This window comes from Streptococcus sp. 27098_8_66, assembly GCF_041431945.1.
In the GTDB taxonomy this organism is placed as follows: domain Bacteria; phylum Bacillota; class Bacilli; order Lactobacillales; family Streptococcaceae; genus Streptococcus; species Streptococcus dentalis.
Genome location: NZ_JAPVYS010000007.1, coordinates 47,611 through 62,001 on the forward strand (window position 1 = coordinate 47,611; position 14,391 = coordinate 62,001).

Consider the following 14,391-nt stretch of genomic DNA (forward strand, 5'->3'; position numbering starts at 1 on the left):
GATGTATATTGCTACGATCCTTGTATCGTTTCTATTAACAGTGGCTGCTATTCCAGCCTTTATTCGATTTTACCATCGTGCTCATATTTCCGGGCAACAGATGCACGAAGATGTGAAACAACACAAAGCGAAAGCTGGGACTCCGACAATGGGAGGAGTTGTATTTCTCATTACAGCAGTTCTAGTCAGTTTTGTCGTTACCGTATTGACTGGAAATTTCACACGCCCTGTTCAACTGATTCTATTTATCTTGATTCTTTATGGAATTGTTGGATTTTTGGATGACTTTTTAAAGGTTTTTCGTAAGATTAATGAAGGTCTCAATCCAAAACAAAAATTGGCCCTTCAACTCGTTGGTGGAATCATCTTCTATATTTTTTCTGAACGCCACGGTGCAGGAAGCCTTTTGAATGTCTTTGGTTACGATCTTTATTTGGGCCATTTCTACATTCTCTTTGCTTTGTTTTGGTTGGTTGGTTTTTCAAACGCGGTCAATTTAACAGATGGGATTGATGGATTAGCCAGCATATCTGTTGCTATTAGCCTGAGTGCCTATTCCTTTATTGCCTATATGCAAGGAAAATGGGACATTCTCTTTGTAACCTTGAGTATGATTGGGGCCTTGCTAGGATTCTTTGTCTTCAACCACAAGCCGGCTAAAATCTTTATGGGAGATGTCGGTAGTCTAGCTCTTGGAGGGATGCTTGCAGCCTTGTCAATGGCTTTGCATGTCGAGTGGACGCTGCTCCTGATTGGTCTGGTCTATGTCATTGAAACAGGTTCAGTGATGCTTCAAGTGACCTATTTCAAATGGACCAAGAAACGTTACGGGGAAGGACGTCGGATTTTCCGAATGACTCCTTTCCACCATCATTTAGAATTGGGTGGCCTTTCTGGAAATGGCCAAAACTGGTCAGAATGGAAAGTGGATGCCTTTATGTGGTCCATTGCCTTGCTAACAAGTGTCGTGACTCTAGTTCTTCTCTACTTATAAAACGACGGTGGGCTTACCCATCGTTTTTTGCTGACTCAGAGAGACTTTGCGGGTTAGGAAAAATGACTCATAAGAGAGGCAAGAAGACAGCTTTTCTGATATAATAATAGAGATCATGAAAGGAAATGAGAAAATGAAATTTACAGAGTTTAATTTTAAGCCCTATATTCAAGAGGCACTGAAAGAAATCAATTTTAGAGAAGCAACTGAAGTACAGGAAAAACTAATTCCGATTGTCCTAGCTGGAAATGATTTGGTAGGAGAGTCAAAGACTGGTTCTGGGAAAACCCATACTTTCCTCTTGCCAATTTTTCAAACTCTAAATGAAGACAGCCAACAAGTTGAAGCGGTCATCACGGCTCCTAGTCGGGAGTTGGCAACGCAAATTTACCAAGCTGCTCGTCAAATCGCTAGTCATTCTGAAAAAGAGATTCGGATTGTAAATTATGTTGGAGGAACGGATAAGAGCCGTCAGATTGAAAAACTGCTGGTCAAACAACCTCATATCGTGATTGGAACTCCAGGCCGGATCTATGATCTGGTTGCATCTGGTGATCTGGCTATTCATAAGGCTCATACCTTTGTGGTAGATGAGGCGGATATGACACTGGACATGGGATTTTTGTCTACCGTGGATAAGATTGCTTCAAGGCTTCCGCAACAACTGCAATTTTTAGTTTTTTCAGCCACCATTCCGCAAAAATTACAGCCTTTTTTGAAAAAATATCTCTCAAACCCAGTCATGGAACAAATTAAGACCAAGACGGTGATTTCAGATACCATCGATAACTGGCTGGTTTCCACCAAGGGTCGAGATAAAAATGAGCAAATTTACCAATTGACCAAAACCTTGCAACCTTATTTAGCCATGATTTTCGTCAATACAAAAACGAGAGCAGATGATCTTCATGCCTATTTAGTGGCTCAAGGATTGAAAGTGGCGAAGATTCACGGAGATATCCCACCACGTGAACGGAAACGGATCATGAATCAGGTTAAAAATCTTGATTTTGAGTATATTGTGGCCACAGATTTGGCAGCTCGTGGAATTGATATCGAAGGGGTGAGTCATGTTATCAACGATGCTATTCCACAAGATCTTTCCTTCTTTGTTCATCGTGTTGGCCGGACAGGACGCAATGGTCTACCAGGTGTCGCTATTACTCTTTATCAACCGAGTGATGATTCAGATATCCGTGAACTAGAAAAAATGGGAATTCGTTTCGTACCGAAAGTGTTGAAAAATGGGGTTATTAAAGATACTTATGATCGGGACAGACGGGCCAATCGTGAGAAAAAGCAAGAGAAACTTGACATCGAGATGATTGGTCTGGTGAAGAAGAAAAAGAAAAAAATCAAACCAGGCTACAAGAAAAAAATCAAATGGGCAGTTGATGAAAAGCGGAGAAAAGCTAAGCGAGCTGAAAATCGTGCGCGTGGCCGGGCGGAACGAAAGGCCAAACGCCAAACTTTCTAACTCCTTCTTTCAAATATTCAGAAGAAAACATAGATTTTCTTTATGAACTCCATAAAGAAAATCTATTAGGAACTTATCTAAAATTATGATAGACTAAATTTGAGTAGTCTATCATTTTTCTATTTCTGTAGCAATTTTTGGAATTCCGATAGTGAATGTGATAGAATGTTTATGTTCGAGAAAGGAAGTAACAAAAATGTTTACAACTGATGTTTTAACGGCCAACTGGTATGCTGACTTTTTAAAACACGTTCCAGATAGCAAGCTGTTTAGTTTGAGAGCCGTATTGGATGCATTCCCGGCTGTCATAGGAAAATTGCCTGTGACGATTTTACTAGCCCTAGGAGGCGCATTTTTGGGGATTATTTTTGCCATGATTTTTGCTCTGGTCAAAATTAATCGTGTACGAATTCTTTACCCGATTCAAGCTGTTTTTGTCAGTTTTTTACGGGGGACTCCTTTGTTGGTTCAGTTGATGTTGACTTATTATGGGATTCCTCTTATTTTAAAAGCGATCAATCAGTCTTATGGAACAGCTTTTAATATTAATGCCATTCCAGCTGAGTTATTTGCAATTGTGGCTCTTGCCTTTAATGAGGCAGCTTATGCGAGTGAAACCATCCGGGCAGCCATTTTATCAGTGGATCCTGGTGAAATTGAGGCAGCACGTAGTCTTGGGATGACCAATCGTCAAGTTTACCGCCGGATTATTATTCCCAATGCAGCAGTCGTTGCAACTCCAACCCTAATCAATTCTCTCATTGGCTTAACCAAGGGGACCTCGCTAGCCTTTAGTGCCAGTGTGGTTGAAATTTTTGCCCAAGCACGAATTATTGGGGGGAGCGATTTGAAGTACTTTGAACGCTTTATCACGGTATCGATTGTTTACTGGATTGTGAATATTCTCATTGAAATACTAGGCCGTCACATTGAACGTCGACTGGATATTGAGACTCCCGTAGCAATTGATTTACCAGATCAGGAGGTCCGGATCTAATGATTTATATTTCAGAATTATCAAAGACATTTTCAGGTCAAAAGGTTTTAAATAATCTAAGTTTGGAAATTCAAAAAGGGGAAGTCGTGGCCCTAATCGGGTCTTCAGGAGCTGGTAAATCTACCTTCTTACGCAGTTTAAACTATTTGGAAGCACCAGATAGCGGCAGAATTAAGATTGAGGATTTCGAAGTTGATTTTGAGCACATTACCCAAGATCAAATCTTAACCTTAAGAAGAAAATTGGCCATGGTGTTCCAACAGTTTAATTTGTTTGGTAGAAAAACAGCTCTTGAAAATGTGAAAGAAGGGCTCATTGTTGTGAAGGGCTTATCCGATCAAGAAGCAACGAAAATTGCTCGAGAAGAACTAGCAAAAGTCGGTTTATCGGATCGTGAAAATCACTATCCTCGTCACCTCTCAGGTGGACAAAAACAACGGGTGGCTTTGGCCCGTGCCTTGGCCATGAAACCAGAGGTTCTTTTGCTGGATGAACCGACTTCAGCCTTGGATCCAGAATTGGTTGGAGAAGTTGAAAAATCCATTGCCAATGCAGCAAAATCAGGACAAACCATGGTACTGGTCAGCCATGATATGTCTTTTGTAGCGCAAGTAGCAGATAAGGTCTTATTTTTGGATAAAGGACGGATTATTGAATCTGGAACACCAGAGGAAATCATGCAACATCCAAAAGAAGAACGGACAAAAGAATTCTTTGCTAGTTACAAACGGACCTATGTTTGATATAATAGAGGAGAGGTAAGACTCAGCTGGCGATGCTAGCTGGGTTTGTTTTCTGAAAATGTAAAAATATTTGGAGACGTGATGTTAAATAAATTATTGTCCTTATATTTACAAAGTTTAGTGACGACAACGATTTTAGTTGGGATCGCTTCTTGTATTTGGATTGGCTACCGTGCCCTTAAGAAGAAAGATAAAACAGCCAAGCAACGACAAGCCCATTTGTATGATATCCTCTTAATTGATATCATGACGATTCCTATTTTAACCTTTGCGGTCATAGGGATTTTGTTTATCTTTCAAGCACGATAATTGCAAAAAGACTGTGTTAGAATTATAATGGTTACAACAAAACAGAAAGAGGTTGAGTATGTTTGATACAGTGATTATTGGAGCAGGTCCTGCAGGGATGACTGCTGCCCTTTATGCAGCACGAAGCAATTTAAAAGTCGCATTGATTGAGAGAGGAATTCCAGGCGGTCAAATGAACAATACGTCTGACATTGAAAACTATCCTGGCTATGCGAATATTAGCGGCCCAGATTTGGCTGAAAAAATGTTCGAGCCTTTAGAAAATCTTGGTGTGGAACATTTGTTTGGTCAGGTAGAGCGCATCGAAGACCACGGAGCAACCAAAAAGATTGTCACAGATGATGGGGAATTTGAAGCTAAAACCGTGGTGATTGCAACAGGGTCTAACCACCGTTCATTGAATGTCCCTGGTGAAGAAGAGCTGAATAGTAGAGGGGTTTCCTACTGTGCTGTTTGTGATGGAGCTTTCTTTAGAGATGAGGATCTCTTGGTCGTTGGTGGTGGCGATTCTGCGGTAGAAGAAGCTGTCTTTTTGACTCAGTTTGCAAAAACAGTGACCATTGCCCATCGTCGTGATCAATTGCGTGCCCAAAAAGTTCTTCAAGATCGTGCCTTTGCCAATAATAAAATTCACTTTGCTTGGAATACGGTTGTTGAAGAAATTAAGGGTGAACAAAAAGTAACGTCTGTCCTTTTAAAAGATGTGAAGACAGGAGAGGTTAGAGAGCAAGCCTTCGGTGGTGTCTTTATCTATGTTGGTTTAGATCCTGTCAGTGATTTTGCGACAGAACTTGGTATTTTAGATGAAAATGGCTGGGTGATCACGGATGATCATATGAGAACCACAGTCCCTGGTATTTTTGCAGTTGGCGATGTTCGTCAAAAAGATTTGCGTCAAGTGACGACAGCCGTCGGAGACGGTGCGATTGCTGGCCAAGAAGTTTATAAATATATCACAGAAAACTTTTAATCAAAAAAAAATCTGAGCTTCCTGTCTCAGATTTTTTTCATGCTTTCCTTTCAGTATTCAATAGGGCTGAAATGTGCTATAATGGTACTAATTTTATGGTAGGAATTCATAGAACAAATCAATAAAAAAGAGGTATACATATGTATCCAGATGACAGTTTAACTTTGCATACTGATTTATACCAAATCAACATGATGCAAGTCTATTTTGATCAAGGTATTCACAATAAACATGCCGTATTTGAAGTGTATTTTCGTCAACAGCCTTTTAAAAACGGCTACGCAGTATTTGCTGGCTTAGAGAGAATTGTGAAATACTTGGAAAACTTGAGTTTTTCTGAGAGCGATATTGCCTATTTAGAGTCACTTGGTTATCATGGGGACTTCTTGGAATATCTCCGTGATCTCAAGTTGGAATTGACGGTACGCTCGGCTCAAGAAGGAGACTTAGTCTTTGCGAATGAACCAATTGTTCAGGTAGAGGGCCCTCTAGCTCAGTGTCAATTGGTGGAAACAGCCCTTTTGAATATCGTCAACTTTCAGACCTTGATAGCCACAAAAGCTGCTCGTATTCGTTCAGTCATTGAAGATGAGCCTTTGATGGAATTTGGAACCCGTCGTGCGCAAGAAATGGATGCTGCCATTTGGGGAACTCGTGCAGCAGTCATCGGAGGTGCCAATGGAACTAGTAATGTTCGTGCAGGAAAACTCTTTGGAATCCCAGTTTTAGGAACTCATGCCCATTCTCTTGTACAGGTTTATGGGAATGACTACCAGGCCTTTAGGGCTTATGCGGAAACCCATAAAGATTGTGTCTTCCTCGTCGATACTTACGATACCCTGCGTATTGGGGTCCCTGCTGCTATTCAGGTAGCGCGTGAAATGGGAGATAAAATCAATTTCCTAGGCGTCCGGATTGACTCAGGAGATATTGCTTATATTTCTAAAAAGGTTCGCCAGCAATTAGATGAGGCTGGGTTTACAAATGCTAAAATCTACGCTTCTAATGACTTGGATGAAAATACCATCCTCAACTTAAAAATGCAAAAAGCAAAAATTGATGTTTGGGGTGTAGGAACCAAGTTAATTACAGCTTACGATCAACCAGCGCTTGGAGCGGTATACAAAATTGTCTCTGTTGAAAACGAAGCAGGAGAGATGATCAATACCATCAAGCTTTCCAATAATGCAGAGAAAGTTTCTACTCCTGGTAAAAAGCAAGTCTGGCGGATTACCAGCCGTGAAAAAGGTAAGTCAGAAGGGGACTACATCACTTATGATGGAGTAGATGTTTCACAACTGACTGAACTTAAAATGTTCCATCCGACTTATACCTACATTAATAAAACGGTCCGAAATTTTGAGGCCATTCCTCTTTTAGTGGATATTTTTAAAGAGGGTCAATTGGTTTATCAACTGCCAACATTATCAGAAATTCAAGAATATGCTCGTAAAAATTACGATCAATTATGGGATGAATACAAGCGCGTCCTCAATCCACAGCATTACCCAGTTGACTTGGCCAAAGATATTTGGCAGGATAAGATGGATCTGATCGAGGAAATGCGTAACAAGGCCAATGGAGAAGGAGAAGCAAAATGAGTTTGCAAGAAGAGATTATCCAACAATTGGGTGTCAAGCCAAGCATTGATCCTCAGGAAGAGATTCGCCGCTCGGTTGATTTCTTAAAAAGATATCTAAAAAAACATCCCTTCTTGAAAACATTTGTATTAGGGATCTCAGGAGGACAAGATTCAACTCTAGCTGGACGATTAGCTCAATTAGCAATGGAAGAAATGCGCGCAGAAACAGGAGATGCCTCCTATCAATTTATTGCCGTTCGTCTTCCTTATGGGGTACAGGCAGATGAGGCAGATGCACAAAAAGCATTGGCCTTTATCCAGCCGGATATTAGCCTGGTTGTGAATATCAAGGAGTCTGCTGACGAAATGGTACGAGCAGTAGAAGCGACTGGAACAGAGGTTTCTGATTTTAACAAAGGCAATATTAAGGCTCGCAGTCGCATGATTGCTCAGTATGCTCTGGCTGGAGCACGTAGCGGAGCGGTGATTGGGACGGATCATGCTGCAGAAAATATTACTGGTTTCTTCACAAAATTTGGAGATGGTGGTGCAGATATTTTACCCCTATTCCGTTTGAATAAACGCCAAGGAAAACAATTGCTTAAGGCCTTAGGAGCCGATCCTGCTCTTTATGAGAAAATCCCAACAGCAGATTTGGAAGAAGAAAAACCAGGAATAGCAGATGAAGTAGCGCTGGGTGTCACCTATAATGAAATCGATGATTACCTAGAAGGCAAACAAGTGAGCCCAGAAGCTCAAGCCACTATTGAAAAGTGGTGGTACAAAGGCCAACACAAACGCCACTTGCCAATCACAGTATTTGATCATTTTTGGGAGTAAAAAGGTCCAGTGGACCTTTTTAGCCCGAGTCTTAAAATAGGAGAACGAGGTAGAAATCGGTAACTCGTAGAGTTCGATTTCGTAGTCTCCCCATACAATATTGTGAAAAGCATCAAAAAGAAGGGCGGTTTCATCCGTCCTTTTCTTCTAGATTAAAGTAACCAACTTGCAACGTTCAAGTTGCATGAAAAAATGAAGGGAGACAATCTATGAATCATCTTGGAAGTCTTGTCATAGAGACAGAGCATTTATACTTGAGGCCTTTCGTTTTGGAGGATGCACCAGCGATGTTTGAAAATTGGGCTTCTGATCCTGAAACCCTGAAATATGTCACCTGGGATGCCCATGCATCTACTGAGAGAACCAGAGAATCGATCAAAAGATGGATCGAACAGTATCTTAAACCAGATACTTATAAATGGGCGCTCTGTTTGAAAACATCACCGGAACAGGTAATTGGAGATATTAGTGTGGTTTCTCAAGACCAGGAAAGTCAATCATGCGAGCTAGGTTATATCCTTGGCAAGAAATTCTGGGGGCAGGGATTCATGACAGAAGCCGTCATAGCTGTTTTGGGTTTCTTATTGAACAAAGTTGGATTTAAAGAAATCAAAGCCACTTATGTCAGTTTAAATCCTGCCTCAGGGAAAGTCATGGAAAAGGCAGGAATGCAGTATGTAGAAACCATCCCTCATGCCATTCAACGCAAAGGATATTGCGGGGATAAAATCATCTATTCTAAACAGAATCCCTCTCTATAGGGTGATTTTTACTTGAAGATTCTGCTCAAAGGATTATAATAGTAAATAACGAAAAAAGGAGATTGCTATGTCAGAATTAACGAAAGAATTTACAGACCAGCTCTATGCTAATTATGAAGCAAATATGAAATATGCGGCTCTTGAAAATGCTGTTACCCACAATGGGATCCATGCATCGCTTGAAACGCGCAAGAGTGCAGTAGAAAATACACCAGTTTTTTCACTTGATTTGACCAAGGATAAGGTGACAAACCAAAAAGCATCTGGGCGTTGTTGGATGTTTGCGGCTTTAAATACCTTCCGTCACAAGATGATTTCAAGCTTCCAATTGGAGGATTTTGAATTGTCTCAAGCACATACTTTCTTTTGGGATAAGTATGAAAAATCAAACTGGTTTTTGGAGCAAGTGATTGCTACAGCAGACCAAGAATTGACCAGCCGTAAGGTGGCTTTTCTCCTACAAACCCCACAACAAGATGGCGGTCAATGGGATATGGTGGTATCCCTCTTTGAGAAATACGGAGTGGTTCCAAAATCAGTTTATCCAGAATCGATTTCTTCAAGCAATAGCCGGGAATTGAACACCTACCTCAATAAACTCTTGCGTCAAGATGCGCAAATCTTGCGTGATTTGATTCACTCGGGCGCAGATAGTGAGGCAGTTGCGAGCAAGAAACAAGCGTTGTTGCAAGAAATCTTTAACTTCTTGGCTATGTCTTTAGGATTGCCTCCACGTGAATTTGACTTTTCATACCGCGATAAGGACAACCAGTTCCATAGCGAAAGTGGCTTAACTCCACAAAGCTTCTACAAAAAATATGTAGACCTTCAATTAGACGATTACGTCTCCATTATCAATGCCCCAACTACAGATAAGCCGTATGGAAAATCATACACCGTTGAGATGTTGGGCAATGTTGTAGGTAGCCGTTCAGTTCGCTACTTAAATGTTCCAATGGATCGTTTGAAAGAATTAGCCATTGCTCAAATGAAAGCAGGAGAAACTGTCTGGTTTGGTTCAGATGTAGGTCAAGTCAGCAACCGCAAAGCAGGAATCCTGGCAACCGATGTCTACGACTTTGAAGCGGGTATGGATATTCATTTAACACAAGACAAAGCCGGTCGCTTGGACTATGCTGAAAGTCTAATGACACACGCTATGGTCTTGACAGGGGTTGATTTAGACGAAGCTGGTCAGTCTCTTAAATGGAAGGTTGAAAATTCATGGGGGGACAAGGTCGGTACAGATGGTTACTTTGTGGCTTCTGATGCATGGATGGATGAATATACCTACCAAATCGTAGTTCGTAAAGAATTCTTAACCTCAGACGAATTAGCAGCCTATGAAGCAGAACCAATTGTCCTAGCACCGTGGGATCCAATGGGAGCTTTAGCAAAATAATGATATAGAAAAGAGCCGAAAGGCTCTTTTCTTGTATACTCAAAAATAAAAAAGCTGGAATGTCTAACTAAATAAATCAGATTTATTAGTGTTGTTTTTAAAACAAGAACAGAAGGTTCTGATGTTTCAATCATTGTTTTAAAAAAGCCGGGTGAAAAGCCCGACTTCTCCACTATATTATTCGTTATGATTGTTAGAGTCTTGTGAAGAAGACTCTGATGGTTTAGATGAATTTTCTTCGTTCGAAGAGTTAGACGAAGGTTCCTCATATGTATACTGATCTGTGGGATAACTCGGTTCATAGTAGTAGTTATTGTTGTTGTTGTTCTTACCGTTGTTTAAGTAGAGATAAGAACCACTTCGATAAAGCCCACTTGGTTGTGTCCAATCTGTATGCCCAGAATTATTGTTATTAGCCAGATAGAGCATCATTTGACGATAAACATCTGTTGCTACCTGAATTCCGTTGTCTAATACCGGAGTCAAGCGATTTGAATAACCCGTCCAGACGGCCATAGCATATTCAGGTGTGTATCCTACGAATAACTCATCCGGAGCTACGATACTTGAATAACTTGAATTTTTAGTTAGTTTACTTAACTCATTATCGGAGTAGTTTGACGTACCAGTCTTACCAGCTTGATAGACTCCTGAAATAGCTGCATTTGTACCAGTACCAGCCATGAGGACTGTCTTCATCATATCTGTCATCATGTAGGCAGTTGTTGCTTTCATCGCGCGGGTTCCTTCCGAATCAAAATCTTTAGTAGTTCCATCGCTAAAGATAACCCGACTGACATATTTCGGTTTGTAATAGGTACCACCATTCGCAAAAGCAGCATAGGCAGCAGCCATTTTTTCACTGCTAGCTCCGTATTTATTGCTTGAATCGCTAGTATTACTTGAGATAGCGTTAGCGTATACCATTTTTGGATAATCAATTCCCAGTCCATTTAGGAATTTCTTAGCCTTTTTAAGACCGACTTTTTCGAGAGCCTTCACTGCTGGAACGTTCCTAGATTGTTGGATTGCATAAGTCATGGTAATGCTACCGTAGTAGAAACGGTCCCAGTCGTAAACTGGTGTTGAGGAATGAGGGAAATTGTAAGGTGCATCTGTAATGGTTGCTGCAGTAGAAGTATATTCCTCATGTTCAAGAGCTGGTGCGTAATCTGTGATTGGCTTCATTGTAGAGCCCCAGTCACGGTTGGTCTCAACCGCTTGGTTAGTACCAAAGGAAACATTGCTAGATTGGTGACGAGATCCTAATTGTGCAATGACTTTCCCAGTATTGACATCGATAACTGTAGAAGCTACTTGCAATTCATCATCAGGATAGTTGACATATTCATCTGTATTGTAGATGTCCCACAATTTCTTTTGCGCTTCGGTGTCAACGTTTGTATAAACATCCATCCCAGTTGTCAACAAATTGTAGCCGGTCTCTTCTTCAATCTGCTTAATCACTTCTTTCAGGTAATTATCCATATATGGTGGATAACTACTTGAAGAACTAAGACTTTGAAGACCATCTGTGACAGGTGTGTTGACAGATGCCTCGTATTGTTTGTTAGAAATGGTCTTCATATCGAGCATTTCTTTGAGTACCAAGTTTCGGCGGTGTTGTGCTGCTTCAGGATGAGAGTATGGATCGTATTGGTTTGGTGCTTGGGGCATCCCTGCAAGGAGTGCTAATTGAGGGAGCGAAAGATCTTTTAGGTCTTTTCCGTAATAACTTTTCGCGGCTGTCTGCATTCCATAGTTTCCATTCGCCATAAATACTTTATTGACGTAATAGGTCAAGATTTCTTGTTTGGTCGCTTTCTTTTCCAATTGGGTTGCTAACCAAGCTTCTTGGATCTTACGAGAGAGGGTACGGTCAGAGGCCGAAGTGGAGAAATAGGTTAATTTGATCAATTGTTGCGTCAAGGTTGACCCACCTTGACTTCCTCCTCGTAAGTTGTGAAGGAAGGAACCGCCGATCCGAATGATGTCGACCCCACGGTGATTGAAGAAACGGTGGTCTTCAATCGCCACGATAGCATTGACCAAATCAGTAGGGATTTCATTTGCTGAGGCGTTGATTCGTTTCTCAGATCCCAAATCTGCGATCAAGTTATTTTGGTTGTCATAGATCTTACTCGATGTTGTTGCAACCAAATCTTTTTCAGACAAGGTTGGCGCTTTAATAGCATAGTAACTAAATATCAGTCCACCAAGGACAAATAAAAGTAAGAAAAATGAAATGGCTGCGATGGCAACATATTTTAACCACTGAATGACTGTTTGTTTGTTCATTTAAATACCGCCTAGAAGTTTCTGTTCGATAATTTCAAGATAAGGAACACTCGGAAGTCGATTCTTATCTACTAGAAAACCGTGCTCCTGAATATAGGAGAGAGGCATAGATTTACTACCATGATCGATGTTGTAATAGTGAATTAATGCAGGAGCAGGAAGTAAGTAGGTTTCGCTTAACTTTGCAAAATGTAAGAGAACGAAACAGATACCGCCTTGATGGACAACCGATTCCATATGATCGATCTGATGTTGATGAAAATTTTTCATCGGCATAGACTGCTTTTGCTGTGTTTCCTTAGCTTCAAAATCGATATAGCGTCCCTTGTATACTCCAGAGTAGTCCGTCGTTGAGGCTTGCCTGAAATAGGCTTCAACAATCTTTGCCCGACTGCGACGTGGATAATCCACTTTCACGATTTGAATCGGGGTTGGTTTTTTGTGGATGACTGCCAGCCCTCGAGAAAGATAGTATTGATTGCTTTCGTTAATCATTTTTTCAAATGTCATTCCACGATTCGCAAAGTCGATCGGATGTTTCCTTTGTGTAGAGACCAAGTTTTTTTTGGCTACTTTATGTGGATAGTTGACCATAGTTCTCCTTATTGGTACAATTACATCACTCTATTATATCATAAATTAGAATAATGAGGAAAAAATGAATACTATACTTGTTGCAGGTTATAAGAGTTTTGATGTGGGAGTCTTTTCCAATAAAGACCCTCGACTGACCATCATTAAAAAAGCTATTGAAAGAGATCTTCGTCGTCTATTTGAAAAAGGAGTGAAATGGCTGGTCTTTTCTGGTAATTTGGGATTTGAGGCTTGGGTGCTAGAGGTTGCCTTTGCATTAAAAAAAGACTACGATTTTCAAATGGCGACGATCTTTCTATTTGAGAATGTTGGCGAAAATTGGAATGAAAGCAATCAGGAGCTATTAGCACGCTTCAAACAGGTGGATTTCGTGAAATATGCCTATCCCCACTATAGCAATCCGGGTCAATTAAAAGAATACAATCAGTTTTTGATAGATAATGCGAATGGAGCTTACCTTTTTTATGATCCAGAAAATGAAACCAATTTAAAGTATCTCTACAAAATGATGCTAGAAAAAGAACTGTTTTATATCAAACAATTAAGTTTTGATGATTTAAATGAACTTGCCGAAAATTTTTACGAAAACTAAGTGTTATACCTTGATTTTTCTTACCATTTTTTTATATAATTGTGATGATGAACTAGATTGGAGAGACTAATGGCAAGTATTATTTTTACTGCGAAAGATATTTTTGATCAAGATTTCAAACGAGAAGTTCGTGGTTATAACAAAGATGAAGTAAATGAATTTTTGGATGATGTTATAAAAGACTATGAAACCTATGCTGCTTTGGTGAAGGAATTGCGTGAAGAAAACGCTCGCCTTCGTGAAGAACTTGCCCAAAAAGCAGAAGAAACACCACAAACATCTCCGATTGCTAGTACAGCTACGCAAGAATTCCCACAAGTGACAACAGCTACGAACTTTGATATTCTCAAACGACTCAATCGTTTGGAAAAAGAAGTTTTTGGGAAACAGATCGTAGATCGCGATTATTAATCCTTTAGATCGTGCAATTTTTGGATAATCGCGTGAGAGGATGCTCTCATGAGGAAAGTCCATGCTAGCACAGGCTGTGATGCCTGTAGTGTTTGTGCTAGGTGAATCCATAAGCCTAGGGACTTGGTATTCAAGTTACGGCGAGTGAAGGAGCTAAGTCTGAAGATAGGCTCTAGTAGCTCTGAAAGTGCCACAGTGACGTAGTTTTTAGGGAAACCTAAAAAGTGGAACGCGGTAAACCCCTCAAGCTAGCAACCCAAACTTTGGTCGGGGCATGGAATGCGTGGAAACGAACATAGCATTCTGACTGGAAACAGTAGACAGATGATTATCGAAGGAAATGGTACCTAGTCATTTCTGGAACAAAACATGGCTTATAGAAAATTGCATATAGGTTGATGAGGTGGAGAGAGATCTCAAC

14 protein-coding genes and 1 other RNA gene are annotated in these 14,391 nt (G+C 40.5%); 13 read left to right on the plus strand and 2 right to left on the minus strand.

Annotation, left to right across the window (positions count from 1 at the left end; all coding sequences use genetic code 11):
- Position 1: 1 nt before the first annotated feature.
- The 10 genes from mraY (at position 2) to pepC (ending at position 10,075) form a co-directional block, all read left to right on the plus strand.
- The gene (gene mraY, locus O3642_RS06590; protein ID WP_371605633.1) at positions 2 to 994 is read left to right on the plus strand and encodes a phospho-N-acetylmuramoyl-pentapeptide-transferase; all 993 of its coding nucleotides are present in this window, start codon (positions 2 to 4) and stop codon (positions 992 to 994) included.
- A 133-nt stretch (positions 995 to 1,127) separates the two neighbouring features.
- Complete coding sequence (locus tag O3642_RS06595; protein ID WP_371605634.1) at positions 1,128 to 2,471, plus strand: DEAD/DEAH box helicase; 1,344 nt, start codon at positions 1,128 to 1,130, stop codon at positions 2,469 to 2,471.
- A gap of 196 nt (positions 2,472 to 2,667) precedes the next feature.
- Positions 2,668 to 3,468, plus strand: coding sequence for an amino acid ABC transporter permease (locus tag O3642_RS06600; RefSeq protein WP_155173195.1), 801 nt, complete (start codon positions 2,668 to 2,670; stop codon positions 3,466 to 3,468).
- Positions 3,468 to 4,211: an amino acid ABC transporter ATP-binding protein gene (locus tag O3642_RS06605; RefSeq protein WP_371605635.1), complete on the plus strand. Its 744-nt coding sequence runs from the start codon at positions 3,468 to 3,470 to the stop codon at positions 4,209 to 4,211. Before O3642_RS06600 ends, O3642_RS06605 begins: the two co-directional genes overlap by 1 nt.
- An 81-nt stretch (positions 4,212 to 4,292) precedes the next feature.
- On the plus strand, positions 4,293 to 4,520 hold the full coding sequence (locus O3642_RS06610; RefSeq protein WP_003003995.1) for a DUF4059 family protein: 228 nt from the start codon (positions 4,293 to 4,295) through the stop codon (positions 4,518 to 4,520).
- 58 nt (positions 4,521 to 4,578) lie between these two features.
- A complete protein-coding gene (gene trxB / locus O3642_RS06615; RefSeq protein WP_045760262.1) occupies positions 4,579 to 5,490 on the plus strand; it encodes a thioredoxin-disulfide reductase in 912 nt (303 codons plus the stop codon).
- 140 nt (positions 5,491 to 5,630) lie between these two features.
- Positions 5,631 to 7,091 carry a nicotinate phosphoribosyltransferase gene (locus O3642_RS06620; RefSeq protein ID WP_045760263.1) on the plus strand — a complete coding sequence of 487 codons (1,461 nt, stop codon included), beginning with the start codon at positions 5,631 to 5,633 and terminating at the stop codon, positions 7,089 to 7,091.
- Positions 7,088 to 7,912, plus strand: a complete 825-nt coding sequence (gene nadE, locus O3642_RS06625) for an ammonia-dependent NAD(+) synthetase (protein WP_371605636.1) — start codon at positions 7,088 to 7,090, stop codon at positions 7,910 to 7,912. Before O3642_RS06620 ends, nadE begins: the two co-directional genes overlap by 4 nt.
- Before the next feature lie 209 nt (positions 7,913 to 8,121).
- A complete protein-coding gene (locus O3642_RS06630) occupies positions 8,122 to 8,673 on the plus strand; it encodes a GNAT family N-acetyltransferase (protein ID WP_371605637.1) in 552 nt (183 codons plus the stop codon).
- Between the two features lie 67 nt (positions 8,674 to 8,740).
- On the plus strand, positions 8,741 to 10,075 hold the full coding sequence (gene pepC / locus O3642_RS06635; protein WP_155127808.1) for an aminopeptidase C: 1,335 nt from the start codon (positions 8,741 to 8,743) through the stop codon (positions 10,073 to 10,075).
- A gap of 177 nt (positions 10,076 to 10,252) precedes the next feature.
- Here the strand turns inward: pepC and pbp1a are convergent, their stop codons facing one another.
- Both pbp1a and recU read right to left on the minus strand, forming a co-directional pair.
- Positions 10,253 to 12,373: a penicillin-binding protein PBP1A gene (pbp1a, locus tag O3642_RS06640; RefSeq protein ID WP_371605638.1), complete on the minus strand. Its 2,121-nt coding sequence runs from the start codon at positions 12,371 to 12,373 to the stop codon at positions 10,253 to 10,255.
- Positions 12,374 to 12,967, minus strand: a complete 594-nt coding sequence (gene recU / locus O3642_RS06645; protein ID WP_155173205.1) for a Holliday junction resolvase RecU — start codon at positions 12,965 to 12,967, stop codon at positions 12,374 to 12,376.
- A gap of 64 nt (positions 12,968 to 13,031) precedes the next feature.
- Here recU and O3642_RS06650 point away from each other — a divergent pair, with 64 nt between their 5' ends.
- The 3 genes from O3642_RS06650 to rnpB all read left to right on the plus strand — a co-directional run bounded on the left by O3642_RS06650 (position 13,032) and on the right by rnpB (position 14,352).
- Positions 13,032 to 13,559 (plus strand): DUF1273 domain-containing protein, encoded by a 528-nt coding sequence (locus O3642_RS06650; RefSeq protein ID WP_371605639.1) that lies wholly within the window; start codon positions 13,032 to 13,034, stop codon positions 13,557 to 13,559.
- Positions 13,560 to 13,628: 69 nt separating this feature from the next.
- Entirely contained in the window at positions 13,629 to 13,970 is a 342-nt protein-coding gene (gene gpsB / locus O3642_RS06655; protein ID WP_003003917.1) for a cell division regulator GpsB, read from the plus strand.
- A 16-nt stretch (positions 13,971 to 13,986) separates the two neighbouring features.
- An RNA gene (rnpB, locus tag O3642_RS06660) (RNase P RNA component class B) lies at positions 13,987 to 14,352 on the plus strand.
- Positions 14,353 to 14,391 lie beyond the last annotated feature (39 nt).

Bases quoted from the DNA above. Each gene is read 5' to 3' on its own strand.
- mraY (WP_371605633.1), top strand. From the start codon at position 2: ATGTATATTGCTACGATCCTTGTATCGTTTCTATTAACAGTGGCTGCT.
- O3642_RS06595 (WP_371605634.1), top strand. From the start codon at position 1,128: ATGAAATTTACAGAGTTTAATTTTAAGCCCTATATTCAAGAGGCACTG.
- O3642_RS06600 (WP_155173195.1), top strand. From the start codon at position 2,668: ATGTTTACAACTGATGTTTTAACGGCCAACTGGTATGCTGACTTTTTA.
- O3642_RS06605 (WP_371605635.1), top strand. From the start codon at position 3,468: ATGATTTATATTTCAGAATTATCAAAGACATTTTCAGGTCAAAAGGTT.
- O3642_RS06610 (WP_003003995.1), top strand. From the start codon at position 4,293: ATGTTAAATAAATTATTGTCCTTATATTTACAAAGTTTAGTGACGACA.
- trxB (WP_045760262.1), top strand. From the start codon at position 4,579: ATGTTTGATACAGTGATTATTGGAGCAGGTCCTGCAGGGATGACTGCT.
- O3642_RS06620 (WP_045760263.1), top strand. From the start codon at position 5,631: ATGTATCCAGATGACAGTTTAACTTTGCATACTGATTTATACCAAATC.
- nadE (WP_371605636.1), top strand. From the start codon at position 7,088: ATGAGTTTGCAAGAAGAGATTATCCAACAATTGGGTGTCAAGCCAAGC.
- O3642_RS06630 (WP_371605637.1), top strand. From the start codon at position 8,122: ATGAATCATCTTGGAAGTCTTGTCATAGAGACAGAGCATTTATACTTG.
- pepC (WP_155127808.1), top strand. From the start codon at position 8,741: ATGTCAGAATTAACGAAAGAATTTACAGACCAGCTCTATGCTAATTAT.
- pbp1a (WP_371605638.1), bottom strand. From the start codon at position 12,373: ATGAACAAACAAACAGTCATTCAGTGGTTAAAATATGTTGCCATCGCA.
- recU (WP_155173205.1), bottom strand. From the start codon at position 12,967: ATGGTCAACTATCCACATAAAGTAGCCAAAAAAAACTTGGTCTCTACA.
- O3642_RS06650 (WP_371605639.1), top strand. From the start codon at position 13,032: ATGAATACTATACTTGTTGCAGGTTATAAGAGTTTTGATGTGGGAGTC.
- gpsB (WP_003003917.1), top strand. From the start codon at position 13,629: ATGGCAAGTATTATTTTTACTGCGAAAGATATTTTTGATCAAGATTTC.